We start from the raw sequence: 22,662 nt of genomic DNA, 5'->3' as shown, positions 1-22,662 counted from the left end.
ACTGAGGCCGCAAGCTCGGCGACAGTGCGCGGCCAACAGCGCTAAAGCCTTGGTAAAATTGGGGAATCATAGGTTATGCCATCTGCTACGGCCGGCTCCTGGACGCCTGTCGCCCTTTCTGCTGATCTGCCGCCGGCGACCGTGATGCCGGCCTGGACACCGGCGGGATCGATCGCTCTCTGGCGCAGCCAGTCCGGACGCGCATCGGCATCGTCGGATCGCTGTCCCCATCGCGGGATGCGATTGTCCCATGGCTTCGTGCGCGGCGAGGCGCTCTCCTGTATCTATCATGGCTGGAGCTATTCTCCGGCGGGAGGATGCATTCGTATCCCCGCTCATCCCGATCTCGTGCCGCCGGAAACGATCCGTGTCGCGGTCCACAAGGTCGAGGAATCGGATGGTGTCGTCTGGGTGGCTGTCGGAGAGCCGGCGGCACAGCCGCCACGCTTTGACGATCTCGTTCCGTTGCGCTCGCTGACTGTGGAGTCGGATATTGGCGCACTCGAAGACGCCGCTGGGGCCAAAGTCGATTCGGACGGGTTTATCCGCATCGCCGATCTTCCCTGGGTCCGGCTGCTGTTGGCTGAGCAGATCAATCGCACGCTCGTTCACGTCATGATCGAGAAGGATCGCAGCCCGGCAGACCGTGTTGCCGCGTCCCGTATCGCCGAGGCTGTGCGCCGCCAGGCGGAAGCGCGGCGCAAGGAGGTCGCATGATGAAGGCTGGCGCGATGATCGACGAGTGGTATCCGGTTGGCCTTTTTTCCCAACTGACCGAGAAAGGGACCAAAACCGCTCTGATGGGCGAACCCATCGAAGTGGCGCGCACATCCGATGGCAATGCGCTGGTGACATCGTCCGATGGGCGCAACCTCTCGGTCCGTGTCCGCTACGGCCATGTCTGGTCTTCCCTCGGCAATCCCGCCAAGGAGCTTTTTGCCATTCCCGAGGCGGATCAGCCTGGCCGCCGCTTCGTCGATGTCGGCGTGGTACGGGTGCGCTGCTCGCCGTTGCGGGCGGTGGAGAACTTTCTCGACATCGCCCATTTCCCTTTCGTCCACACCGATATTCTCGGCGCCGAGCCACATACGGAAGTCGAGAATTACAAGGTTGAGATCCGCGAAGACGAGGATGAGGTCTGGGCAACGCAGGTGAAATTCTACCAGCCGCAGGCCGCCAAGTCGGCGAGTGGCGGGATCACTATCGAATATATGTACCGCGTGCCGGCGCCGACCTGCTCGGTGCTCTACAAGACTTGCCCTCCCCGGCCGGGCGAATGGGATGTCATTACCCTCTTCGTGCAGCCGCTTGCAGAAGACCTTTGCGACGTATGGCCATGGATGGCCCTTTTTGATGACGAAACGCCAATGACAGACCTCATCCATTTTCAGCAGATGATCTTCCTGCAGGATCGCTCGATCCTCGAAAACCAGATCCCTTCCCTGCTGCCGCTCGACCCCGGCATGGAAATCCCGACCAGGGCCGATCTAACGTCGGTCGCCTACAGACGCTGGCTCAAGCGCCATAACTATACCTACGGTGCACAGTTGGTCGCGCAATGAAGCTCTACGACTACATTCTCTCGCCGAGCTGCTACAAGATCCGCCTGATGGCCGCGATCCTCGGCATCAAGCTGGACATCCGTCCGGTCGATTTCCATCCTGGCGCCGAACATCGCGGACCCGAGCTCCTGGCGCTCAATCCGGCAGGTTCCATACCGATCCTCCAGGATGGCGATCTCGTCCTGACGGAATCCTCAGCCATCCTCGCCTATCTCGCCGCCAAAAGCGCACCGGAATGGTTAGGCACCAGCACGCCTGAGGAGACGGCACGGGTTCAGCAGTGGCTCTCCTTCTCGCACCGGCTGACGGCGAACCTCGGCGGCGCGCGGCTGCACGAGATGCTGCTGCGCCCGGGCAATATCGAGACCCTGCAGACGCAGGGGATCGCAGCATTGCGCGAGCTGGAAGCCGGTCTCTTCGAACAGCAGCTTCGTGGCATGCGCTTCCTGGCATCGAACCGTGCCACGATCGCCGACATCGCCTGCTTCCCCTATGTGGCGCTTGCACCTGATGGCGGCATCTCGCTCGATCCCTACCCAACGATCCGGTTGTGGCTGCGCGCCATCCGAAGCATTGACGGCTTCATCGAAATGCCCGGCATCCACCGACTGCACGAGCTAAAGCCCGATCCCCATCCTGCGAAGGAGGAAAGCTGATATGGCCGGCCACCTCCTGAAGAACTGCGCAGCTGTGATCGTCGACGAGGGCAACGGACCAAGTGTGCGCCGGAACGTGGACGTGCTGACCAATGGTTCGGCGATCCAGGCAATTGGCGCGAACCTGTCGCAGGAGCCCCTGCCTTCCGGCACGATCGTCCAGGATGCCACCGGCTGGTTCGTCTATCCGGGCCTCGTCAACACGCATCACCATTTCTTCCAGTGCTTCGTGCGCAACCGGGCCGATCTCGACTGGACGAAACTGTCGGTCATCGAATGGCTGGACCGGATCTACCCGATCTTCTCGCGGTTAAATGAGGATTGCTTCTACCATTCCTCAGTCACTGCCATGGCCGAGATGATCAAACATGGCTGCACAACGGCCTTCGACCATCAATATTGCTTCCCCCGCCATGCCGGAAAACGCCTGATCGACCGCCAGTTCGAGGCGGCTGAGCTTCTTGGCATGCGCTTCCATGCAGGCCGCGGCGGCAACACGCTGCCGAAGTCCGAGGGGTCGACGATCCCGGATGCCATGCTGGAAACGACGGACGAATTCATCGCCGATTGCGCCCGGCTGATTGACAGCTACCACGATGCCAGCCCCTTCAGCATGCGGCAGGTGGTTGTCGCCCCCTGCCAGCCGGTCAACTGCTACCGTGAGACCTTCGTCGAATCCGTTGCACTTGCCCGTGACCGCGGGGTGTTTCTGCACACGCATGTCGGCGAAGGGGAAAGCCTTGTCATTGAGGCGCGGCACGGCATGCGCACCGTAGATTACTGCGCTGAACTGGGCTTTGCCGGCCCGGATACCTTCTATGCCCATTGCTGGGAACTGACGCATGACGAATTGCGCAAGATGGCGGCAAGCGGCACCGGCGTCTCCCATTGCCCCGAGCCGGTCTATCTCGTCGGCGCCGAGGTCACCGACATTCCCGCAATGTCAGCCTTTAGCCTTCGCGTCGGGCTCGGCTGCGATGGGGCTGCCTCGAACGACAATTCGAACCTCATGCACTGCATCCATTCCGCCTATATGCTGCAATGCCTGACGGCATCGACGCGCAGTCATCCGGTTCCGCCGCCGGTCGACTTCCTGAGCTACGCAACGACGGGCGGCGCAAGCCTACTCGGACGCAGTGATATCGGCCGTTTGGCGCCGGGCATGGCCGCCGATCTCTTCGCGATCGATACGCGGCGGATGGATTATGTCGGCACGCGCCACGATCCGCTGAGCCTGATCGCCAAGGTCGGGATCGGCATGCCGACCGACCTCACCATGATCAATGGGCGCATCGTCTGGCAGGCAGGCGAATTCACCGACCTCGACGAATTCAAGCTTTTTGCGGACGCCGAAGCGGCGCTCGCGACCGTCGAATTTTGAAAACCAAAAGAGGGGAACTGACATGTCCAACAATCTGACCCGCAGAACGCTCATGAAGAGCGCGGCCGCTGCCGGCCTCGCCACCGCCTTTGCCGGCCGCTCCGCACTTGCCGCCGACGAACCGCTCGGCATCGCCCTCGTCGTGCCCTCGCCGATCGGCGATGTCGGCTGGGGCCATGCACTTGCCGCCGGCATCGATCCGATCAAGGCCGCCTATGGCGACAAGGTGAAGGTCACCGTTATAGAGAACATCGCCGAAGGCCCGGATGCCGACCGCATCATGAACAAGACGGTAGCCGACGGAAACCATTTCCTGATCGCCGGTTCCTTCGGCTATCAGAATGGTGCGCTGCAGATCGCCCGCCGCAATCCCAAGGTCACCGTGTTGCATGCATCGGGCTTCCAGGTCGCGCCGAACTTCTCACCCTTCGCCGCCAAATATTTCCAGGGCACCTACCTGCTCGGCATGGCGGCGGCGGCCGTTTCCAAGACCGGCAAGCTCGGCTCGGTTTCGGCCTTTGCCATTCCGGAACTCATCACCTCCATCAATGCCTTCACGCTCGGCGCGCAGTCCGTCAAGCCTGACATCGAAGTCTCCGTCGTCTGGGTCAATTCCTGGTTCGATCCGGCCAAGGAGCAGGAAGCCGCCAAGGCCCTGATCTCGCAGGGTTGCGACGTGATCTTCTCCAATGCGCAGGATACGCCTTCGGTGATCTCGGCCTGCGAGGAAGCCGGCATCTATGCCTTCAACCTGAACTCCTCGATGAAGAAATATGCCGAAAAGACCTATCTCGGCTGCGTCGCCACCGACTGGTCGCCCTTCTTCAAGGCTTCGGTCGAAGCCCATCTCGCCGGCACTTTCAAGGGCGCCAACACCTTCCTCGGCGTCGCAGACAAGGTGGTCGAAGTCGTCGACTGGAACCCGGCAATCCCGGCCGATACGATGAGCAAGATCAAGTCAATCGAGGCAAAGATCGCCGATGGCAGCTTCTCGCCCTTCACCGGTCCTATCACCAAGGCCGATGGCAGCGAAGGTGCTGCTTCGGGTGCGACGCTGACGGACGCGCAGATCGTCGCGATGGACTGGCACGTCAAGGGTGTCACGACGCCGTTGCCGAAGTAAGCCATGATAAGCCCGCTCCTGTCGCTGCGCGGCATTTCCAAGAGCTACGGCCAGGTCCACGCCAACCAACAGATCGACCTCGACGTCGTTCCCCGCTCGATCCATGCCGTCCTCGGAGAAAATGGGGCCGGCAAATCGACCCTGATGAAGCTGATCTACGGCGTCGAGCTGCCGGACAGCGGAACCGTCGCCTGGAACGGGCAGAACCTCAGCCTTGCCTCTCCCGCAGAGGCAAGGCGTGCCGGCATCGGCATGGTCTTTCAGCATTTCTCGCTGTTCGAAAGCCTGACAGTGGTCGAGAACATCAGGCTTATCGTGGCGGGCAAGAAAGCCGAACTGGCTGAGCACATCCGCAAGCTGGGGCACGAGTTCGGCCTCGAGGTCGATCCGCTCGCCCATGTGCATTCGCTTTCCGTCGGCGAGCGGCAACGGGTGGAAATCATCCGCTGCCTGATGACCGATCCGAAACTGTTGATCCTCGACGAGCCGACATCGGTTCTGCCGCCGCAGGCCGTGGAGAAACTGTTCGAGACCTTGCGCCGGCTGCGTGATGGCGGCGTTTCCATCCTCTTCATCTCCCACAAGCTGGAAGAGATCCAGTCGCTTTGCGACCGGGCGACGATCCTGCGCGGTGGACGCGTGACCGGCCATATCGACCCGCGCGAGCATGACGCCCACGACCTTGCCCGCATGATGATCGGCCGCGACATGCCGGAACCCATGCCGGCGCTGCCACTTGCCGAAGGCGAGAAGCGGCTGGAACTGATCGGCCTTGATTACAGGCCAGACGATCCTTTCGCCGTGCCGCTCTCCCAGGTCAGCCTGGCCGTACGCGCCGGCGAGATCCTCGGCATTGCCGGCATTTCGGGCAATGGCCAGAGCGAGCTTGCGGCGCTGATCTCCGGCGAAACGATCCTGCCGCGGGAGCAACGCGATCAGATCTTCATGATGGGCAAGGATGTCGGCACGCTGGACTCGGCTGCCCGCCGGCAGCTTGGTTTTGCCTTCGTGCCGGAAGATAGACTCGGCCGTGGCGCAGTTCCTGAGATGTCGCTCACCCTCAACAGCCTGCTGACCGCCCATACCCTGAACCTCGTCAGACGCGGCCTGCTCGATAAGGCGCAGGCGACCGCCTTCACCAATGAGTGCATCCGGGACTACGACGTGCGCACGCGTGGCCCCGAGGCCGAAGCCGGCTCACTCTCGGGCGGTAATTTGCAGAAGTTCATCGTCGGGCGAGAAATCATGCTGGCACCGAAACTGCTCTTCCTTGCCCAGCCCACGTGGGGCGTCGATATCGGCGCAGCCTCGGCAATCCGCAAGCGGCTGATCACGCTGCGCAACGAAGGCATGGCGATCCTCGTCATCTCCGAGGAACTGGAAGAACTGTTCGAACTTAGCGACTTCATCCGGGTCCTGCACCACGGGAAGCTGAGCCCGCCGCTCGTCACGCGCGATACCAAACCCGAAGATATCGGCCGATACATGATCGGCGCCCAGTCGCAGCGCGAGAAAGCGATCGCATGAGCAGACCTCTGTTTGTCGCCCTGCCAACCCTCGTCCGCCGGGAGCGCGCCTCGCTTGCCGCCACCCTGCTTGCCCCGCCCATCGCGCTGGTCATCACCATCATCCTCAATCTCGGCCTTTATGTCGTCATGGGGCGTGATCCGGCTGCGGTCATCTATGCGATGCTGATCGAACCCTTCTTTTCCTGGGCATCCTTCTCCGAAGTACTGCTGAAGACCGGACCGCTGCTGCTGATCGCGCAGGGGTTGGCGATCGGCTTCCGCGCCAAGGTGTTCAACATCGGCGCCGAAGGGCAATTCGTGCTCGGTGCAATCTTTGCCTCCGCCATTCCGATCTGGTGGCCGGATGCGACCGGCCAGTGGATCTGGCCGGCGATGCTGCTGCTCGGCACCATTGGCGGCGCGCTCTGGGCATCGCTGACCGCCTTCTGGCGTGTCCGGCTGAACGCCAACGAAATCTTGGTCTCGCTGATGCTGAGCTTCGTTGCGGTGCAGCTTCTCAATTATCTGCTGCTCGGCCCCTGGAAGGATCCGAATGGCTTCAACTTCCCGCAGTCGGTGATGTTTCAGTATGACGCAATGGTGCCGATCCTGATCGAGGGAACGCGTGTCAATGTCTCGCTGATCCTTGCCGTTCTGCTGTCCGTCGCGGCATGGATCTTCATGCAGAAGAGCTTCATCGGGTACAAATTGCAGGTCGGCGGACTGGCGCCGCGTGCCGCAAGCTATGCCGGCTTCAAAGAGGGCTGGGCAATCTGGCTGTCGCTCCTGATCGGTGGTGCAGCCGCCGGTCTTGCGGGCGCAGCCGAAGTAGCCGGCCCGCTCGGCCAGCTGCAGCGCTCGATCTCGACCGGTTACGGCTATGCTGCCATCATCGTCGCCTATCTGGGCGGCCTGCATCCGATCGGCATCGTCATATCGTCGCTCGTCATGGCGGCCCTCTATATCGGCGGCGACAACGCCATGGTCTCGGCCAACCTGCCGATCGCTGCCGTCCGCGTCTTCCAAGGAAGCCTGCTGCTCGCCTATCTGATCGCCGTCGCCTTTGTCCGCTACCGCCTTGCCTGGCGCCCTGTCGCTATCAGGAGCCCATCATGAATGCCATCGAGTTCATCCTGGCCGGCATGCTGGCGGCAGCGACGCCCTTTTTGCTTGCAGCGCTTGGCGAGCTTGTGGTCGAGCGCGCGGGCGTGCTCAATCTCGGCGTCGAAGGGCTAATGGCGTTCGGCGCCGTCATCGCATTCATCATCGTCTATCACGGCGGCGGCCACATTCTGGCGTTTATCGCGGCCGGCATCGGCAGCGTCCTGCTCTCGCTAGTCTTTGCCGGGATCATCCTTGGCTTCAACGCAAACCAGGTCGCGACAGGGCTTGCCATCGGCATTCTCGGTCAGGGCCTGTCGGCACTGTTCGGCAAGAGCTATGAGAGCCTCACCGTCAAGGCATTGCCGAAGATTACCATTCCCGGCCTGTCCGACATTCCTCTCATTGGCGGGTTGTTCACCCAGGATATCGTCGTTTGGCTTTCGCTTTTGGTGACACTCGCGATCTGGGCGACGTTTGCCTATAGCAAGGTGGGTCTCGTCATTCGCGCCGTCGGCGAAAACCCGAAAGCCGCTCACGCCATCGGCTATTCCGTCATCGCCGTACGCTTCGCCGCTGTCGCATTCGGCGGCATGATGGCGGGCTTCGCCGGCGCCTATGCGTCGACGATCTATACGCCGCTCTGGGCGGATGGCATGATCGCCGGCCGCGGCTGGATCGCCATTGCGCTCGTCGTCTTCGGAACCTGGCTGACGGGGCGGATCTTCCTCGGAGCTTGCCTCTTCGGCGCTGTATCGCTGATGGGTCTTGCCGCGCAGGCAACCGGGCTCGACGTGCCCTCGCAGCTTTTGGCTTGCCTGCCCTATCTCGTGACGATCATCGTGCTCGGCATCATCTCGGCAGATCGTCGCCTGCTGAAGCTCAATGGCGTCGCCTCGCTCGGCGAGCCATTCGAGCGATAGCAGAATGCGGCCCGCACTGATGGCGCAGGCCGCTGACTGCGATCAATCATGCCTGGTGAGAAAGGCCGAGACGATGTCGAGGCAAAGTTCGTTTTCCTCGACATGCGGCATGTGACTGGAGTTCTCGAAGAGCACCCACTCGCACCCCTTCACACGATCGACATAGGGTTTAACGACGAGCGGGGTCGCCTCGTCATATTTGCCGGAGATCAAAAGCGTCGGCGCCTCGATGAGCGGCAGGCGATCCTCGATGGTCCAGTCCTTCATCGTGCCGATGACGTGGAATTCGGTCGGGCCGTTCATGTTGCGGTAGACGGTGTTGTCTTCGTCCATGATCGCGAAAGTGCGCGCGACTTCCGGCGGCCAAGGGGAAACGCGGCAGACATGCCGGTCGTAAAAGACGCGCGAGGCGGCAACATAGTCCGGATCGGTAATGGTGCGAGCTTCCTCATGCTTCAGCAGCGTATCCTGCACCTCCTGCGGCAGTTCCTCACGCAGACGGTTTGCCTCTGCCACCCAGGTATGCATGTTGGCAGGCGAATTGGCGATGACGAGCGCCTTCAGGCCCTTCGGCTGGCGTACTGCATGTTCGGCACCCAGCATGCCGCCCCAGGACTGGCCGAGGAAGGCGTAGCGATCCTGAATGCCGAGATGCTTCAGCAGCGCATCGAGTTCTTCGAGGAAGAGCGCCGGCGTCCAGAAATCCGGCCCTTTCTCGGGTAACCGGGTCGAGTTGCCGTTGCCGAGCTGATCGTAATGGATGACGGCGCGGCCATCGAGCTCCGAGATGCCCTTGAAGGAATCGACATAGTCATGCGTACAGCCGGGACCACCATGGGCGACGACGAGCGGCAGTTTTCCGGAATCAAGCGAACCGGTGATGCGATACCATGTCCGGTATTCGCGAAACGGCAGAAAGGCTTCCTTCGTCGGAACTGAGGCCACAGATATCTCCATCCTCTAGGGCAATGATGGAAAAGCATAGCGTGGCCGAAAAGGCGAAGGCAGCTATTAGAAGTTATAGGAGGGGCGATCTTCCAGCAGTCGGTAATGCGTGGCCCGCACGACGGCCTGCGTGCGGTTGCGGGCGCCCAGCTTCTTGGCAGCCGCATTGAGATGCATAACGACGGTCGGCACCGAGCGGTCGATGATGCGCGAAATCTCCTTGGCCGAGAGGCCCTCTGCCGAATGGCGCAAACATTCGCGCTCCCGCTCCGTCAAGTGGATCTTGCCGACGCTCAACGCCTTGGCATCGAAAAGCGAATAGGCAGCTTCGTGGAAGACATGGGCCAGCAGATTGAAATCGGCGATGTAGCGCAGCGCATGCTGCTCAAAATCGCTGTTGGCACCGAAGCGGATGCCGGTCACCGTTGCATAGTCGCCTCGGGGCATATGGACGGGAACGGTGACACCCGTCGACATGTCACGTTCGCTGAGATAGCGCGTCACCGGCGCGGTGTCATCGCTCATGAAGCGATTGATGAGCGTATCGGCATCCCGGTCGTAATTCCAGAAGAAGGGAGCGGAGGTGCGCAGCGCCACCTGCTGAACGGGATCGATACGGAAATAGCCGCGGTCGAACCAGTATTCCCGCATGTCCTCGGAAATATTGCGCAGCTTCAACAGCGACGGGATCATGATCGCCCCGTCGATGTCATAAGGCACTGGCGTGTAGTCGTAGATCAGGGCCTCGAAACCGATCTCTTTCATCGCCGCGAAAACCTGATCGATACGCCCGTCCAACGTCTGATGGGCTGAGAATTGCCGTCTGATCGTTCCGATTTCATCAAGCATTGCAGGCTCCCGGTCGGTGGTTCCCCACCCTATCACTTCTTATAGCTGGCAAAGGCTATGGTTTAAGGTAAAAATTTAGCCATGCCCAATTATTGAGCAAGCAAAATCTTCTGTCGGAGCGGTCAATGTGGCGTGAAATCGAGCCTGAGGCGCGACATGAGATCGAAGTCGACGGTTACAAGGTGGTCGCCTACAGCTTCGGGAACGGCAGCGAGACCGTCTTCTGCCTGAATGGCGGCCCGGGTCTACCCTGCGATTATTTGCGCGAGGCCCATTCCTGTCTCATCGACAAAGGCTATCGCGTGGTGGCCTTCGATCAGCTCGGCACCGGCGCCTCCGACAGGCCGACCGACCAATCGCTCTGGACCATCGGCCGCTATGTCGAGGAGACTGAGACGGTGCGCAAGGCGCTCGGGCTCGGCAAGGTGCATATGCTCGGCCATTCATGGGGCGGCTGGCTGGCGATCGACTATGCACTCACCTATCCGGAGAACCTGCAGACGCTGATCCTGGAAGACACCGTCGCCGACATGCCGCACCTGATTTCCGAACTGGAACGGCTGCGCGCCGCCCTCGGCCCCGAGACGGTGGCGATGATGCAGAAACACGAGGCGCAGGGCACCTATAATCATCCGGAATATCAGGCGGCTGTAACGATCCTCAATTACCGCCATGTCTGCCGCCTGCCGGAATGGCCGGCACCCGTGCGCCGCTCGCTCGACGACTGGAACATGGGTCCCTATGAGACCATGCAGGGTCCCAACGAATTCCTCTATATCGGCAACCTGAAGGACTGGAATCGCATCCCCGATCTGCCTGATGTGACGACGCCGGTGCTGATCACCACGGGCGAACATGACGAACTGACGCCGGCCTGCGCGCTGCGCATGAAGCTCGCCTTGCCGAATGCCGAGCTCAAGGTCTTCGCAAACGCCAGCCACATGCCGTTTTATGAAAACCCGAATGACTATTATCCCGCGCTGGTCGATTTCCTCTCGCGGCATAGGGTAAGCTGATGCAGGATCAGGTGATCGGAACCCGCCGAAGACAAGGGGGCGAGCGCCGCCATGCATCGTTATAAGTTCATACTGACCCGGCCGGTCCAGTTTCTGCCCGTTATCTTCGGTATCAGCGTCATCACCTTCATCCTGGTGCGATTGATCCCCGGCGATCCCGCCCGCAATATCCTCGGCACGCGCGCGACACCGACGGCTCTTGCCAATATCCGCGCCCAATACGGCCTCGATCAGCCGATGTGGCTGCAATATTTCTATTTCCTCAAGAACCTCGCAAATGGCGAAATGGGCAAGTCGATCCTCTACAAGATCGACGTATTTCCGCTGATCGCCACGCGCATCGAGCCGACGATCGCGCTTGTCCTGACAAGCGTCATCCTGTCGATCTTGATCGCCGTGCCGATGTCGGCGATTGCCGCCCGCAACGCTGGCCGGGCGCCTGATCATGCAGTACGCGTCATCTCCACATTCGGGATCGGCTTTCCGCCTTTCTGGCTCGGCCTGATGCTGATCATTCTTTTCAGCGTCGAACTCGGCGTCCTGCCCGTCTCCGGCTACGGCACGACACTGGGCGACAAGCTCTCCCATCTCATCTTGCCGGCGTTGACCATTGCATTGTCGCTCTCGACGGTGCTGACCCGCAGCCTGCGCTCCGCGATGATCGAATCCCTGAAATCCGATGTAGCGACAGCTGCCCGCGCTCGCGGCATGCCTGAGAGTATAGTCTTCTGGCGCCACGTCCTGCCGAATTCGCTCGTGCCGACAATCAATCTTCTGGCCGTCAACATTGGCTGGCTGATCGGCGGCACCGTCGTCGTCGAAAGCGTCTTTGCTCTGCCCGGCATGGGCCAATTGCTGGTGCGCGCCATCTTCTCGCGCGACTATATGGTCGTTCAGGGCGTCGCCATGACCTTTGCCTGCGCCACCGTGCTCGTCAATTTCATTGCCGATATCGTCACCGTCGCCGTCGATCCGAGGGTTAAGCTATGAGCGTCGAAGCCCTTGCTCCCTCTCCCGTCGCCTGGCGCCGTTTCCTCCACCGCCGGCTGACGCTCGTCATCGGCGCCGGCATCCTACTGTTCTTTCTGCTTCTGGCGATCGCAGCGCCAGTAATCGCGCCCTATGATCCGATCCTGCAAAATGCCGATGTACGACTGCAGGCGCCGTCGCTGCTGCACCCCTTCGGCACGGACAATTTTGGCCGCGACATCCTCTCGCGCGTCATATGGGGCGCGCGCATTGATCTGCAGATCGCCGTCATCGGCCTTATCTTCCCGTTCCTGATCGGCACGACGGTCGGCACCATCGCGGGCTTCTTCGGCGGCATCGTCGATGCGGTTTTCATGCGCCTCGTCGATATCATTCTCGCCTTCCCGTTCCTCGTCCTGATGTTATCGATCATCGCCATTCTCGGGCCGGGCCTCGGCAGTTTCTACATCGCCATGGCGCTGGTCGGTTGGGTGTCCTATGCGCGCCTTATCCGTGCACAGATGCTGGTTCTGAAAAGCAGCGACTATGCGGTCGCCGCCATCAGCCTCGGCTTCAGTCGTTCCCGCATCATGTTTCGGCATCTGCTTCCCAATGCCATTGCCGGCTCCATCGTCTTTTCCATGTCTGATGCCACACTGGTGCTGCTGAGCGGTGCAGCCATCAGCTATCTCGGTCTTGGCGTACAGCCGCCACTCGCCGAATGGGGTGTCATGGTTGCCGAAGGCCAGAGTTTCATCACCACGGCCTGGTGGATCACGCTTTTCCCCGGCCTTTCGATTGTCTGCCTTGCCTTCGGTTTCAGCATGTTGGGTGATGCGCTCGGCGAACTTCTCGGAGTTCACGAATGAGCGCTTCGGTCCTTTCCGTCCGCGACTTGACGGTCAAGGTTCATCTCGATGGCGGCGTGCGCACGCTGATCGACCATGTTTCGCTGGATCTTGCCAAGGGCGAAATCCTCGGCCTCGTCGGCGAAAGCGGCTCGGGAAAGAGCCTGCTCTGCCGTTCACTTGTCCGGCTACTGCCCTCCTCGCTGATCAAGATCGAGGGCGGCACCGTCCTGCTCGAGGGACGCGATCTGACGACGGCAAGCGACGCCGAGATGCTGGAAGTGCGCGGCGGCGAGATCGGCATGATCTTTCAAAACCCGACGAGCCATCTCGATCCGGTCATGCGCATCGGCGACCAGATTTCCGAGGGCATCCGCTATCATCAGAGGCTCAGCGCCAAGGAAGCACGGGCGGCGGCCATCGAGATCCTGACACAGGTTGGCTTTCCCGATCCCGTTCGCCAATATGACAGCTACCCGCACGAGTTTTCCGGCGGCATGCGCCAGCGCGCCATGATCGGCGTGGCACTCTCCTGCAATCCAAAGATCCTGATCGCCGACGAGCCGACGACCGCACTCGACGTGACGATCCAGGCGCAGATCCTGAAGCTCCTGCTGGAGATCCGAGAAAAGCGTGGCCTGTCGATCATCCTCATCACCCACGATCTCGGCATCGTCGCGCAGACCTGCGACCGCATCGCCGTCATGCGTAACGGTAAGCTGCTTGAACAGGGGCCGAAACGGACGATCCTCTCCCGGCCGCAGGACGCCTACACGATCAATCTGATCAACAGCCATCCCTCCATGCCGGACGAGGCGCCAAAGCCAGAGCCGCAGGTCGTGTCTTCGGCCGCATCGACCAAGCCGCTTCTTGAAATCGACGACCTGCATGTGCGTTTCAAGGTTGGCGGCAGCCTGTTCGAGGGCAGTGCCAAGACGGTCAGCGCCGTTTCCGGCGTCAGCCTGCAGGTCATGCCGGGCGAAACCATCGGCATCGTCGGCGAATCCGGCAGCGGCAAGAGCACACTCGCACGCGCCGTGCTGGGGCTGACTCCGATCTCCTCAGGCCATGTGTCCTTCGAAGGGATCGATCTCGCGCAGCAGCGGGCTGCCGGACTCGCAAAGCTGCGGCGCGAGACGGCCATGGTCTTTCAGGATCCTTATAACGCACTCAATCCGCGCCTCACGATCGGGCAGATGCTTGCCGAGGTGCTGAAGGTGCAGGGCAAGGTGCCGGCAGCAGCCATTCCAGAGAGGATCGGCGAATTGCTCGATCTTGTCGGGCTGGAGCGGGAGTTTGCCAATCGCAAACCCCGCAGCATGAGCGGTGGCCAGTGCCAGCGCGCCGGCATTGCCCGCGCACTCGCAGTCGATCCGAAGCTCATCATTGCTGACGAATGTGTTGCGGCCCTCGACGTCACGATCCAGGCACAGATCATCGCGCTTTTCCGCGAACTCACCGCCAAGATGAACCTGACGCTGATGTTCATCGCCCATGACCTCGCGATCGTGCGTAATCTGTGCGAACGCGTCGTCGTCATGTATCGCGGGGAGATCGTCGAGGAAGGCCTCTCGGAAGAGGTCTTTGCGCGGCCGAAACATCCTTATACCGCAGCACTCATTGCCGCCATTCCCGACATCGATCCGGACAAGCCGCTTCTGAGCAACACCAGTTTGGAAGACGAGCTGCCATCGGGGCCGGCACTACCCGTCAAACGCATGCCATAACAACGAAGGGAACGAACGCATGATCACCAGATGGAAATCAATCGGGCTTGCAGCGCTTCTTGCAGGCCTGACGCTCAGCGCATCCTACGCCGAAGCCGCCGGCGTGCTTACCATCGGTCGTCGAGAAGATTCGACGACATTCGATCCGATCAAGACGGCGCAGAACATCGACAACTGGGTCTTCTCCAACGTCTACGACGTGCTGATCCGCGTCGACAAGACCGGCACCAAGCTGGAGCCCGGCCTTGCCGAAAGCTGGACCGTCTCCGACGACGGCCTGACCTATGCCTTCAGGATCCGCGACGCAAAATTCTCTGACGGTTCGCCGCTGACGGCGGAAGACGCGGCCTTCAGCCTGCTGCGTATCCGCGATGACGCAGGCTCGCTCTGGAGCGACTCCTACAAGGTGATCGACACCGCCGTCGCGACCGATCCACACACGCTGACGATCAAGCTCAAGAATCCGTCGGCACCCTTCCTTTCGACGCTGGCGCTGCCGAATGCCTCTGTCATCTCCAAGGCTGGCATCGAATCCATGGGCGCGGACGCTTACGCCGAAAAGCCGATTGCATCCGGCGCCTTCGTTGTCGACGAATGGCGGCGCGGCGACCGCGTCATCCTGAAGAAGAACCCGAACTTCTGGCAGGCGGACCGCGTGAAGCTCGACGGCGTCGAATGGATCTCCGTGCCTGATGACAATACCCGCATGCTGAACGTGCAGGCAGGCCAGCTCGATGCGGCCATCTTCGTGCCCTTCTCGCGTGTAGAGGAGTTGAAGAAGGATGCCGGCCTCAACGTGCTGATCGACCCGTCGACGCGTGAGGATCATCTGCTGATCAACCATGCGCATGGCGATCTCGGCAAGAAGGAAGTGCGCCAGGCACTCGATCTCGCAATCGACAAGAAGGCGATCGTCGATGCCGTCACCTTCGGTCAGGGCACGGTCGCCAATTCCTACATTCCGAAGGGCGCTCTCTATTACTACGCCGACAACCTGCAACGCCCCTATGATCCGGAAAAGGCCAAGAAGCTGCTGGCGGATGCCGGCGTCTCCAACCTGACGCTGAACTACCTGATCCGCGCCGGCGACGAGGTGGATGAGCAGACCGCGGTGCTATTGCAGCAACAGCTCGCCAAGGCCGGCATTACAGCCAACCTGCAGAAGGTCGATCCCAGCCAGGAATGGGACATGACCGTTGCCGGCGATTACGACATCTCGGTCAACTACTGGACCAATGACATTCTCGATCCGGACCAGAAGACGACCTTCGTGCTCGGCCACGATTCCAACAACAACTACTCGACCAATTACAAGAACGAAGCGGTGAAGGAGCTGGTCGCCAAGGCTCGCCTGGAACTTGATCCCAAGAGGCGCGAGCAGATGTATATCGACCTGCAGAAGACGGCGAAGGACGACGTCAACTGGATCGATCTCTACTACAGCCCCTACATCAACGTGGCACGCAAGAACATCGACAACTTCTACCAGAACCCACTCGGCCGCTTCTTCCTGGAAGACACGGTCAAGAACTGAGTATGTTATCGTTGTGACATGGTCCGCCGCGCCAAACGCGGCGGACCATTCTGTCGACGGGAAATCATGATGACGGCGGACGAAATCGCATTCACCGGTGTGGCCGAGCTTGGACGCTCCTACCGAAACGGCTCGCTGTCGCCGGTCGATGTGGTGCGCGCCAGCCTTCAACGGCTCGAGAGCCTGGAACCCGCCCTCAATGCCGCCGCTCAGAGACTGGATGCGACGGCACTTGCCGAAGCGGAACAAGCGACCGCAGAGCTGCGATCCGGCAAGGACCGCGGGCCGCTGCACGGCATTCCCGTCGCCATCAAGGATCTGATCGAAGTGGAGGGCGCACCAACCGGCTATGGCAGTAAGGTGCGACCACCGGCAATGGCGAGCGAAGATGCACCGCTGGTGCAGCGCCTGCGGGAAGCGGGCGCGATCATTCTCTGCAAGACCAACCTGCTGGAATATGCCTATGGCATCGCCCATCCGGATATCGGCCAGACCAACAATCCCCACGACGTCGGCCGCACCTCCGGCGGCTCGAGCGGTGGTTCTGCCGCCTTGGTCGCCGCCGGTATCCTGCCGCTGGCGATCGGCACCGATACGGGCGGCTCGATCCGTATTCCCGCCTCCTATTGCGGTATCGTCGGGCTGAAACCGTCTTTCGGTCTGGTATCCCTCGACGGCGTCTTTCCGCTGTCCTGGAGCCTCGATCATGCCGGACCGCTTGCACGGAGCGTTGCGGATACGGCCCTGCTGCTCGAAGCAATCGCCGGCAAAACCTTCCCGCTTTCACCGCCATCACTTGCGGGCGTCAGGATCGGTGCTGTCAGCTTTCATTGCGAGAGTCCCGAATTGACGCCGGCGGTTGCCGCCAATCTTGCCGAAGCGCTAAAGCGGCTGGAAGCGGCTGGTGCGATCATCAAGCGCATGGACTTTCCGGAGCTAAAGCTCGCCAATTCGGAACTTCGCCGCATCATCCTGCCGGAAGCCTCGGTCATCCATGCGGGCCTCTATGCTGAAAACCCTGCGGGTTACGCGCTGCGCACACGATCGCAGGTGGAAGCGGGCTTCGAGGCAAAGGCCGTCGACTACATCAAGGCACAGGACTTCCGCGTGAAGCTGCGCGACGCGATCGAGGCGGCCTTCTCTGAAGTGGATATTCTGATCGGGCCAAGCGTGCCCTTTCCCGCCCCGATCGAGGATCCGGAATTCACCGAGGATGGCGAGGAAGGCGAAATGCTCTCCAGCGGCTTCGCCAACATGACCGGCCAGCCATCCCTCAGCCTGCCCTCTGGTGTGGATGGGCATCTGCCGCTTGGGCTGCAATTGACCGGCCCTGTCGGCGGCGATGGAAAGCTCCTGCAGATCGCCCTCGGCGTCGAGGCAGTGCTCGATGCCTGGCGCCGACCGTCTCTTCCGGCAGTCCTCTAGGTCGGGTCGCTCTCTCAGACCGACGGAAAGTCACTGCCTGCAGCCAGCCGGCGATAGGCCTCGACTGCATAGAGCACGGTTCGCGTCTGCGCCTCGTGGCAATCGACGAAGACCTGCTCGTAAACCGTCTCGTCAGTCGCTTCGGTGATGATGGTCAGCGGCGCCTGGTAAAGTGAGCCGACCTGCTTCAAGATCGGAATACCGTAGCGTACCTCGAACGGCGCGTTCGGCATGTGCAGGCGGACGCAATCGATCTGCTTGGCGTTGAATTCGACGAGGCTCTTGTCTTCAGCCAGACGTTTGGCGACCTCATCGAGCAATGCTTCGCCAATCGCCTCCCAGCCCGGATGCGTGCAGACGATCAGGAAGAATCCCTTCGGAATGGTCCAGAGTTCGAAGCCGCGCGGCAGGTAACCCGACATCGGCCGCGTCCACTCGTGCGAGGGATAGCCGTGCAGATTGAGATGCAGCTTGGCAGATGAGAGTTCGAGCGCCTTGCCTCGCACCTCACGCTCATACATCGGCGGCGGCACGGTGAAGGAGAGGTCGTCGCCGAAGGCCGTGTAGCGGGCGGCATGATGCATATGGAAGGGGTTTTCCACGATCAGCCGCTGGTGCAGTTCATATCCGTCGACGTTTTCGACCGGTACGATGGCGAAATGCTGGTCGGGATCGGCGGCAAGCTGTTGCGCCGCGCGTAGCGCCCCAACCGGACCGCTGGTCTCATTGGCATGCTGGCCCGACGAGATGAGCACGGCCGGCCCCGGTCCATTGTGATAGCGACCAAGCACCTCACGGCCCTCGCACGATATTGCCTTGATCGGCACACCCTCGATCTTCGCCAGTTCGCGGCGGATCTGGCCGATCTTCAGCGGCCGCGTCGCGGTCGCCATGTCAATATCCTCGCCAGTCGCCTCTTCGTGCTCGCCGAATTCCTCCACACTCATGACGATACGCGGATTACCGTCCGTACTGCGGATATCAGGAACGACCTGGCCCGGTCGCGCGCCGCCGCGTCCAGCCATGGCGCCCATCTCCGCATCCAGGCATTCGCGCAGGCTGAAGAACAGCTCTTCATGCATGGCTTCGCGCAGACTGATGCTCTCGCTGCAAAAATCGAGGTCGAGATCATTGGCCGGCAGATCGACCGTGATGCGCAGACGGTCGAAATAGGGCTGCTTGCGCTCCCATGTCTGCTGTTTGACGGCATCGACGGCCGCGAGGAACAGGATCTCGAAATCGGTTTTCAGCCGTTCGCCCTTGTGCCAGCCGCAGCAGCGCAGCACCGGCGTTCCGACGTGGTCGTCCTCCACCACATTCGGTGCAAAGACGGTATAGGTCTTCGTTTCCCCCGCCTTTGTCGTCAGCTTGATGTCGTAGGTAAGATCAAGCGTGTTGGCGTGAAATGCGACTTCTGCATCGCCCACAAGAGCTGCCAGCGGATAGGCTTCGATCAGGAAGCGCTGCGGATCTGCGGCCGGGTGGACCGGGTAGCCAATTTCCACCTTGGCAAGCGAGGGAATATGCAGTTCTTCAAGGAAGAAATAGACCAGCGGCTTGTAGGAGCTGCGGATCCGCGCGGTGATGCCGGCGGCGGCGAGTTTCTCTTCGGCGGCCTGCCGTGACGGCGCATCGTCGAAGACCCAGGCCTCAACAGGCGTGCCCGGAGGATTGGCGGTCAGTTCGGAAACCAGCACGTCGAGCGTGCGCGGAACTTCGAGATTGAGGATGGTGCTCATTTTTCCCTCGTCGGATCGAGATAGTCGCGGAGCCAGTCACCGAGCAGGTTGAGCCCGAGGACGGTGAACATGATGGCAAAGCCCGGAAAGACGCTGACCCACCAGGCGGATTGCACATAGGTGCGCCCGTCGGCGAGCATGCCGCCCCAGCTTGGAATGGAGGCATCGACGCCGAGACCGACAAAGGTCAGGCTGCTTTCCAGCAAGATGTTGTTGGCGACGTTCAGCGTCATCAGCACGATGATCGGGCCGACGATATTCGGCAGGATATGCACGAGGATGATCCGCATGCGCCCGACCCCGATCGCCCGTGCCGACTGGATGAACTCGCGGTCGCGCAAGGAGAGGACGAGACCACGCACCAGTCGCGCATATTGCACCCATTGGGCGATGATCATCAGCGAAATCAGGATCGGCAGGCCAGGTCCGACGATGGCGATGAAGGTCAGCGCCATCAGCATGAAGGGCATGGCGAGCTGCACATCGGCGATGCGCATGAGGATCATGTCGGCGACCCCGCGGAAATAGCCGGCGATCAGACCGGCGATCGTGCCAACGGCGGTGGCACCCGCGACCGATAGCACTCCAACGATCAGCGAGATCTTGCCGCCGGCGGCAATGCGCGCCAGTACGTCTCGGCCGAGGGGATCGGTGCCGAATATATGGTTGAGGCTGACGAACGGCGGCAGCAGACGGGCGCGAAGATCCATCATGTCGGCCTTGTTCCCGAAGATTACGTCGGAGAAGACCACAAGCAGAACCATTCCGCCGGTGAACAGGATGCCAAAGAGAAGTTCCAGCGGCGTGTGACGGAAGAAGGACGATTTAGCCGAGGAGGATGCCATGGCTCACTTCCTCCCAATACGCGGATCGATGATGCCATAGGCAATATCGATCGCAAGGTTGATCAGGACGATCAGCAGCGCCAGCACAGTAATCGTGCCCTGCAACACGGGATAGTCGCGCGATGAAATGGCATCGAAGGCAAGGCTGCCCATGCCCGGCCAGTTGAAGACGCGCTCGACGATAACGACGCCGCCGAGCAGGTCGCCGAACTGCAGGCCGACGAAGGTCAGCAGCGGAATGAGGCAGTTGCGCAGGGCGTGCTTGTAGAGCACCACCCTGTCCTTCAGCCCCTTGGCGCGGGAGACGAGAATGAATTGCGCCGACAAGGTCTCCAGCATGGCCGAGCGCACGATGCGCACGTTCACCGCCGAGAGTATCAGCGCCAGCGTCAGGCAGGGCAGCACAAGGCCCGAATAGGCAAGGAAGCCGCTCGACGGCAGCCATTCCAGTTTGATCGAGAAGATCAGCACCAACATGATCGCCAGCCAGAAATTCGGGAAGGACAGGCCGACGAGCGACAGGATGCGGACGACCTGATCTGCCCACGAGCCTGACTTCACAGCCGCATGGATGCCGAGCGGGATGGAAATCACGAAGGACAGGATGAGCGACAGGAAGGACAATAGCAGCGTCGCCGGCAAGGCCTGCGCGATCAGGCTCCAGACTGGCGTACCGCCGAAGAAGCTCTTGCCGAAATCGCCTGTGACGACGCCCGACATGAAATTCAGATATTGGATGTGGAACGGCTGGTCGAGACCGAGGCCGGCACGGATATTCTGCAGATCCTGCTCGGTGACGGCAGAACCGCCGCTGACGAGCATGGCCGTCGGATCGCCGGACAGCCTGATCGCATAGGAAACGAGCAGCGTGACGACGATCACGACAAAGAGAGCCTGCAAGAGGCGTTTGGCAATATAGGCTGGCATGGCATGACCCTGCGGAGGATGTGACTGCCTGCCCACAGACAGGCAGTCGAGCGGGGTTCGTTTACTCGACCGATACGTCTACGAAGCGGAAACGCACGTCCGGGGTCGGCGCCAGGTTCTTCACCCGCTTGTTGATCGCATAGAGCGTATTGCCGTTGTAGAGCGGCATCTCGAAGGCCTGGTCGGCGGCATAGGCCGCAACTTCGCCCAGGATCTTCTTTCGCTCATCGACATTATAGGTCGAGCGCTGCGCTTCCAGCAGCTGGTCGAGCTTGGCATCCTTGATGTAGGGATTCCAGAACTGGCCGCTGTGATAGAGCAGATAGGCCGTGTTGTCGAAGTCGAAGGTCCAACCACCCCATTGGAACTGATAGAGCGAGCCGGTTTTGCCGTGCGCGATGATATCAGTGTAGTAGACGTTGGTTTCGTAGGACTTCAGCGAAACATTGATGCCGACCGCCTGAAGATAGGCGGCGACCGTCTGCGACACTTCGCGGAAGGTCGCATCCGTACCGACGAAGGAAAGCTCGAGATTGGTGCCGGGCTTCACACCCGCCTTGTCGAGCGCAGCTTTCGCGGCAGCGGGATCGAAAGGCAACGGCTTCAGGTCGGGATTGTAGCCAAGCGACAGCGAGCTCTGGAGGCTCGCAATCGGCTTGCCATTGCCCTGCAGGATCTGCTCGATGATGGCGTCGCGGTCGACGGCCTGGATGAGCGCCTTGCGGACCGCCGGATCCTTGGTGATGCCGTCGGTATTATTAAAGCGCAGCATGGAGACATCAGGACCGGTGATGCTCTCCACTTCCAGCTTGGGGTCGCCCTTGATCGTATCGATCAGGCTGATCGGCACGAGCGTGGCGATATCGATACCGCCCGACTGCAGCTCGGAAACCTGGGTCGCGGCTTCGGAAATGAACCGATAGACGAGGCCAGAGAGCTTCGGTGCGCCACCCCAGTAATCCGGATTGGCCTCCAGTGTCAGGCTGATCTTCGGCTTGTAGTCGACGAACTTGAACGGACCAGTACCGACCGGATGCAGGTTGAAATATTCGTCGCCCTTTTCCTTGATATATGCCGGCGGCACGATCATGCCGCCGTAGCCGGCAAGCTTGGTGATCAGCACCGGATCCGGGCTCTTGAGGATGAAGTCGACCGTATTGTCATCGACGATCTTCACTTCGCCGATCGAGGTATAGTTTGCCTGCTGCGGCCCCTTGGCGCCTTCCGGCCCGAGCAGCCGGTCGAAGGTGAACTTGACGGCAGCCGCATTGAAATCTTCGCCATCATGGAATTTGACGCCCTTGCGCAGCGTGAAGCGGATGCGCTTGTTGTCGTCGAGGAATTCCCAAGCCGTGGCGAGGCCGGGCAGCAGCTTCAGGTCAGGGCTGCGCTGGACGAGACCGTCGAAGATGTTGCTGCCGATACGGCCCCAGGTCAGTGTGAAGGTGTCGATCGGATCCCAGCTGCCATCATCGCGTTCGAGCGCGACGGTCAGCGTGCCGGCGGCGTGTGCGGCGTCGATGGTTGCGGTAAGCGGCAGGAACGACAGTGCGGCTGCCAGGAAGAGCTTTCGGTATCCCATTA

General features: G+C 61.1%; 20 protein-coding genes. 14 read left to right on the top strand and 6 right to left on the bottom strand.

The window, feature by feature from the left end; all coding sequences use genetic code 11:
• The first annotated feature begins 75 nt into the window (after positions 1-75).
• From AB8B33_RS27920 to AB8B33_RS27885, 8 genes are read left to right on the top strand one after another with little or no spacing between them, the layout of a single operon-like run.
• Positions 76-717 carry a Rieske 2Fe-2S domain-containing protein gene (locus AB8B33_RS27920; protein WP_439017859.1) on the top strand — a complete coding sequence of 214 codons (642 nt, stop codon included), beginning with the start codon at positions 76-78 and terminating at the stop codon, positions 715-717.
• On the top strand, positions 717-1,562 hold the full coding sequence (locus AB8B33_RS27915) for an aromatic ring-hydroxylating dioxygenase subunit alpha (RefSeq protein WP_439018865.1): 846 nt from the start codon (positions 717-719) through the stop codon (positions 1,560-1,562). The genes AB8B33_RS27920 and AB8B33_RS27915 overlap by 1 nt, the downstream gene beginning before the upstream one ends.
• On the top strand, positions 1,559-2,218 hold the full coding sequence (locus AB8B33_RS27910; RefSeq protein WP_439017858.1) for a glutathione S-transferase family protein: 660 nt from the start codon (positions 1,559-1,561) through the stop codon (positions 2,216-2,218). Before AB8B33_RS27915 ends, AB8B33_RS27910 begins: the two co-directional genes overlap by 4 nt.
• A 1-nt stretch (position 2,219) precedes the next feature.
• Complete coding sequence (locus tag AB8B33_RS27905) at positions 2,220-3,599, top strand: amidohydrolase (RefSeq protein ID WP_439017857.1); 1,380 nt, start codon at positions 2,220-2,222, stop codon at positions 3,597-3,599.
• Between the two features lie 22 nt (positions 3,600-3,621).
• Positions 3,622-4,722, top strand: coding sequence for a BMP family ABC transporter substrate-binding protein (locus tag AB8B33_RS27900; RefSeq protein ID WP_439017856.1), 1,101 nt, complete (start codon positions 3,622-3,624; stop codon positions 4,720-4,722).
• A 3-nt stretch (positions 4,723-4,725) separates the two neighbouring features.
• Positions 4,726-6,249: an ABC transporter ATP-binding protein gene (locus tag AB8B33_RS27895; protein ID WP_439017855.1), complete on the top strand. Its 1,524-nt coding sequence runs from the start codon at positions 4,726-4,728 to the stop codon at positions 6,247-6,249.
• Positions 6,246-7,346: an ABC transporter permease gene (locus AB8B33_RS27890; RefSeq protein WP_439017854.1), complete on the top strand. Its 1,101-nt coding sequence runs from the start codon at positions 6,246-6,248 to the stop codon at positions 7,344-7,346. Before AB8B33_RS27895 ends, AB8B33_RS27890 begins: the two co-directional genes overlap by 4 nt.
• Positions 7,343-8,254, top strand: a complete 912-nt coding sequence (locus tag AB8B33_RS27885; protein WP_439017853.1) for an ABC transporter permease — start codon at positions 7,343-7,345, stop codon at positions 8,252-8,254. Before AB8B33_RS27890 ends, AB8B33_RS27885 begins: the two co-directional genes overlap by 4 nt.
• A gap of 42 nt (positions 8,255-8,296) precedes the next feature.
• Here the strand turns inward: AB8B33_RS27885 and AB8B33_RS27880 are convergent, their stop codons facing one another.
• Together AB8B33_RS27880 and AB8B33_RS27875 are read right to left on the bottom strand one after the other, a co-directional pair.
• Positions 8,297-9,211: a proline iminopeptidase-family hydrolase gene (locus AB8B33_RS27880; RefSeq protein WP_439017852.1), complete on the bottom strand. Its 915-nt coding sequence runs from the start codon at positions 9,209-9,211 to the stop codon at positions 8,297-8,299.
• A 54-nt stretch (positions 9,212-9,265) separates the two neighbouring features.
• On the bottom strand, positions 9,266-10,048 hold the full coding sequence (locus tag AB8B33_RS27875) for a helix-turn-helix transcriptional regulator (protein ID WP_439017851.1): 783 nt from the start codon (positions 10,046-10,048) through the stop codon (positions 9,266-9,268).
• A 125-nt stretch (positions 10,049-10,173) separates the two neighbouring features.
• Here AB8B33_RS27875 and AB8B33_RS27870 point away from each other — a divergent pair, with 125 nt between their 5' ends.
• The 6 genes from AB8B33_RS27870 (at position 10,174) to AB8B33_RS27845 (ending at position 17,567) form a co-directional block, all read left to right on the top strand.
• The gene (locus AB8B33_RS27870) at positions 10,174-11,064 is read left to right on the top strand and encodes a proline iminopeptidase-family hydrolase (RefSeq protein ID WP_439017850.1); all 891 of its coding nucleotides are present in this window, start codon (positions 10,174-10,176) and stop codon (positions 11,062-11,064) included.
• A gap of 51 nt (positions 11,065-11,115) precedes the next feature.
• On the top strand, positions 11,116-12,054 hold the full coding sequence (locus AB8B33_RS27865) for an ABC transporter permease (protein ID WP_439017849.1): 939 nt from the start codon (positions 11,116-11,118) through the stop codon (positions 12,052-12,054).
• Positions 12,051-12,902, top strand: coding sequence for an ABC transporter permease (locus AB8B33_RS27860; RefSeq protein ID WP_439017848.1), 852 nt, complete (start codon positions 12,051-12,053; stop codon positions 12,900-12,902). Before AB8B33_RS27865 ends, AB8B33_RS27860 begins: the two co-directional genes overlap by 4 nt.
• Complete coding sequence (locus tag AB8B33_RS27855; RefSeq protein ID WP_439017847.1) at positions 12,899-14,608, top strand: dipeptide ABC transporter ATP-binding protein; 1,710 nt, start codon at positions 12,899-12,901, stop codon at positions 14,606-14,608. Before AB8B33_RS27860 ends, AB8B33_RS27855 begins: the two co-directional genes overlap by 4 nt.
• A 19-nt stretch (positions 14,609-14,627) precedes the next feature.
• Positions 14,628-16,142, top strand: coding sequence for an ABC transporter substrate-binding protein (locus AB8B33_RS27850; RefSeq protein ID WP_439017846.1), 1,515 nt, complete (start codon positions 14,628-14,630; stop codon positions 16,140-16,142).
• Between the two features lie 69 nt (positions 16,143-16,211).
• Positions 16,212-17,567, top strand: coding sequence for an amidase (locus tag AB8B33_RS27845; RefSeq protein WP_439017845.1), 1,356 nt, complete (start codon positions 16,212-16,214; stop codon positions 17,565-17,567).
• A 14-nt stretch (positions 17,568-17,581) separates the two neighbouring features.
• Here the strand turns inward: AB8B33_RS27845 and AB8B33_RS27840 are convergent, their stop codons facing one another.
• The 4 genes from AB8B33_RS27840 to AB8B33_RS27825 all read right to left on the bottom strand — a co-directional run bounded on the left by AB8B33_RS27840 (position 17,582) and on the right by AB8B33_RS27825 (position 22,660).
• A complete protein-coding gene (locus tag AB8B33_RS27840; protein WP_439017844.1) occupies positions 17,582-19,306 on the bottom strand; it encodes a M14 family zinc carboxypeptidase in 1,725 nt (574 codons plus the stop codon).
• Positions 19,303-20,151, bottom strand: coding sequence for an ABC transporter permease (locus tag AB8B33_RS27835; RefSeq protein ID WP_439017843.1), 849 nt, complete (start codon positions 20,149-20,151; stop codon positions 19,303-19,305). The genes AB8B33_RS27840 and AB8B33_RS27835 overlap by 4 nt, the downstream gene beginning before the upstream one ends.
• Positions 20,152-20,154: 3 nt before the next feature.
• Positions 20,155-21,078, bottom strand: coding sequence for an ABC transporter permease (locus tag AB8B33_RS27830; RefSeq protein WP_439017842.1), 924 nt, complete (start codon positions 21,076-21,078; stop codon positions 20,155-20,157).
• A 61-nt stretch (positions 21,079-21,139) separates the two neighbouring features.
• Positions 21,140-22,660 (bottom strand): ABC transporter substrate-binding protein, encoded by a 1,521-nt coding sequence (locus AB8B33_RS27825; RefSeq protein ID WP_439017841.1) that lies wholly within the window; start codon positions 22,658-22,660, stop codon positions 21,140-21,142.
• Between the last annotated feature and the right edge of the window lie 2 nt (positions 22,661-22,662).

Origin of the sequence: Rhizobium sp. 768_B6_N1_8, from assembly GCF_051811225.1 — a bacterium.
Classification (GTDB): domain Bacteria; phylum Pseudomonadota; class Alphaproteobacteria; order Rhizobiales; family Rhizobiaceae; genus Rhizobium.
The sequence above is the reverse complement of the archived record's forward strand: the minus strand, read 5'-3'. Positions and strand labels throughout refer to the sequence as shown.

Excerpts from the sequence above, each read along its gene's own strand:
- AB8B33_RS27835 (WP_439017843.1), bottom strand. The coding sequence starts at position 20,151 with ATGGCATCCTCCTCGGCTAAATCGTCCTTCTTCCGTCACACGCCGCTG.
- AB8B33_RS27880 (WP_439017852.1), bottom strand. The coding sequence starts at position 9,211 with ATGGAGATATCTGTGGCCTCAGTTCCGACGAAGGAAGCCTTTCTGCCG.
- AB8B33_RS27910 (WP_439017858.1), top strand. The coding sequence starts at position 1,559 with ATGAAGCTCTACGACTACATTCTCTCGCCGAGCTGCTACAAGATCCGC.
- AB8B33_RS27905 (WP_439017857.1), top strand. The coding sequence starts at position 2,220 with ATGGCCGGCCACCTCCTGAAGAACTGCGCAGCTGTGATCGTCGACGAG.
- AB8B33_RS27840 (WP_439017844.1), bottom strand. The coding sequence starts at position 19,306 with ATGAGCACCATCCTCAATCTCGAAGTTCCGCGCACGCTCGACGTGCTG.
- AB8B33_RS27915 (WP_439018865.1), top strand. The coding sequence starts at position 717 with ATGAAGGCTGGCGCGATGATCGACGAGTGGTATCCGGTTGGCCTTTTT.
- AB8B33_RS27920 (WP_439017859.1), top strand. The coding sequence starts at position 76 with ATGCCATCTGCTACGGCCGGCTCCTGGACGCCTGTCGCCCTTTCTGCT.
- AB8B33_RS27850 (WP_439017846.1), top strand. The coding sequence starts at position 14,628 with ATGATCACCAGATGGAAATCAATCGGGCTTGCAGCGCTTCTTGCAGGC.
- AB8B33_RS27865 (WP_439017849.1), top strand. The coding sequence starts at position 11,116 with ATGCATCGTTATAAGTTCATACTGACCCGGCCGGTCCAGTTTCTGCCC.
- AB8B33_RS27875 (WP_439017851.1), bottom strand. The coding sequence starts at position 10,048 with ATGCTTGATGAAATCGGAACGATCAGACGGCAATTCTCAGCCCATCAG.
- AB8B33_RS27855 (WP_439017847.1), top strand. The coding sequence starts at position 12,899 with ATGAGCGCTTCGGTCCTTTCCGTCCGCGACTTGACGGTCAAGGTTCAT.
- AB8B33_RS27830 (WP_439017842.1), bottom strand. The coding sequence starts at position 21,078 with ATGCCAGCCTATATTGCCAAACGCCTCTTGCAGGCTCTCTTTGTCGTG.
- AB8B33_RS27895 (WP_439017855.1), top strand. The coding sequence starts at position 4,726 with ATGATAAGCCCGCTCCTGTCGCTGCGCGGCATTTCCAAGAGCTACGGC.
- AB8B33_RS27825 (WP_439017841.1), bottom strand. The coding sequence starts at position 22,660 with ATGGGATACCGAAAGCTCTTCCTGGCAGCCGCACTGTCGTTCCTGCCG.
- AB8B33_RS27890 (WP_439017854.1), top strand. The coding sequence starts at position 6,246 with ATGAGCAGACCTCTGTTTGTCGCCCTGCCAACCCTCGTCCGCCGGGAG.
- AB8B33_RS27870 (WP_439017850.1), top strand. The coding sequence starts at position 10,174 with ATGTGGCGTGAAATCGAGCCTGAGGCGCGACATGAGATCGAAGTCGAC.
- AB8B33_RS27900 (WP_439017856.1), top strand. The coding sequence starts at position 3,622 with ATGTCCAACAATCTGACCCGCAGAACGCTCATGAAGAGCGCGGCCGCT.
- AB8B33_RS27845 (WP_439017845.1), top strand. The coding sequence starts at position 16,212 with ATGACGGCGGACGAAATCGCATTCACCGGTGTGGCCGAGCTTGGACGC.
- AB8B33_RS27860 (WP_439017848.1), top strand. The coding sequence starts at position 12,051 with ATGAGCGTCGAAGCCCTTGCTCCCTCTCCCGTCGCCTGGCGCCGTTTC.
- AB8B33_RS27885 (WP_439017853.1), top strand. The coding sequence starts at position 7,343 with ATGAATGCCATCGAGTTCATCCTGGCCGGCATGCTGGCGGCAGCGACG.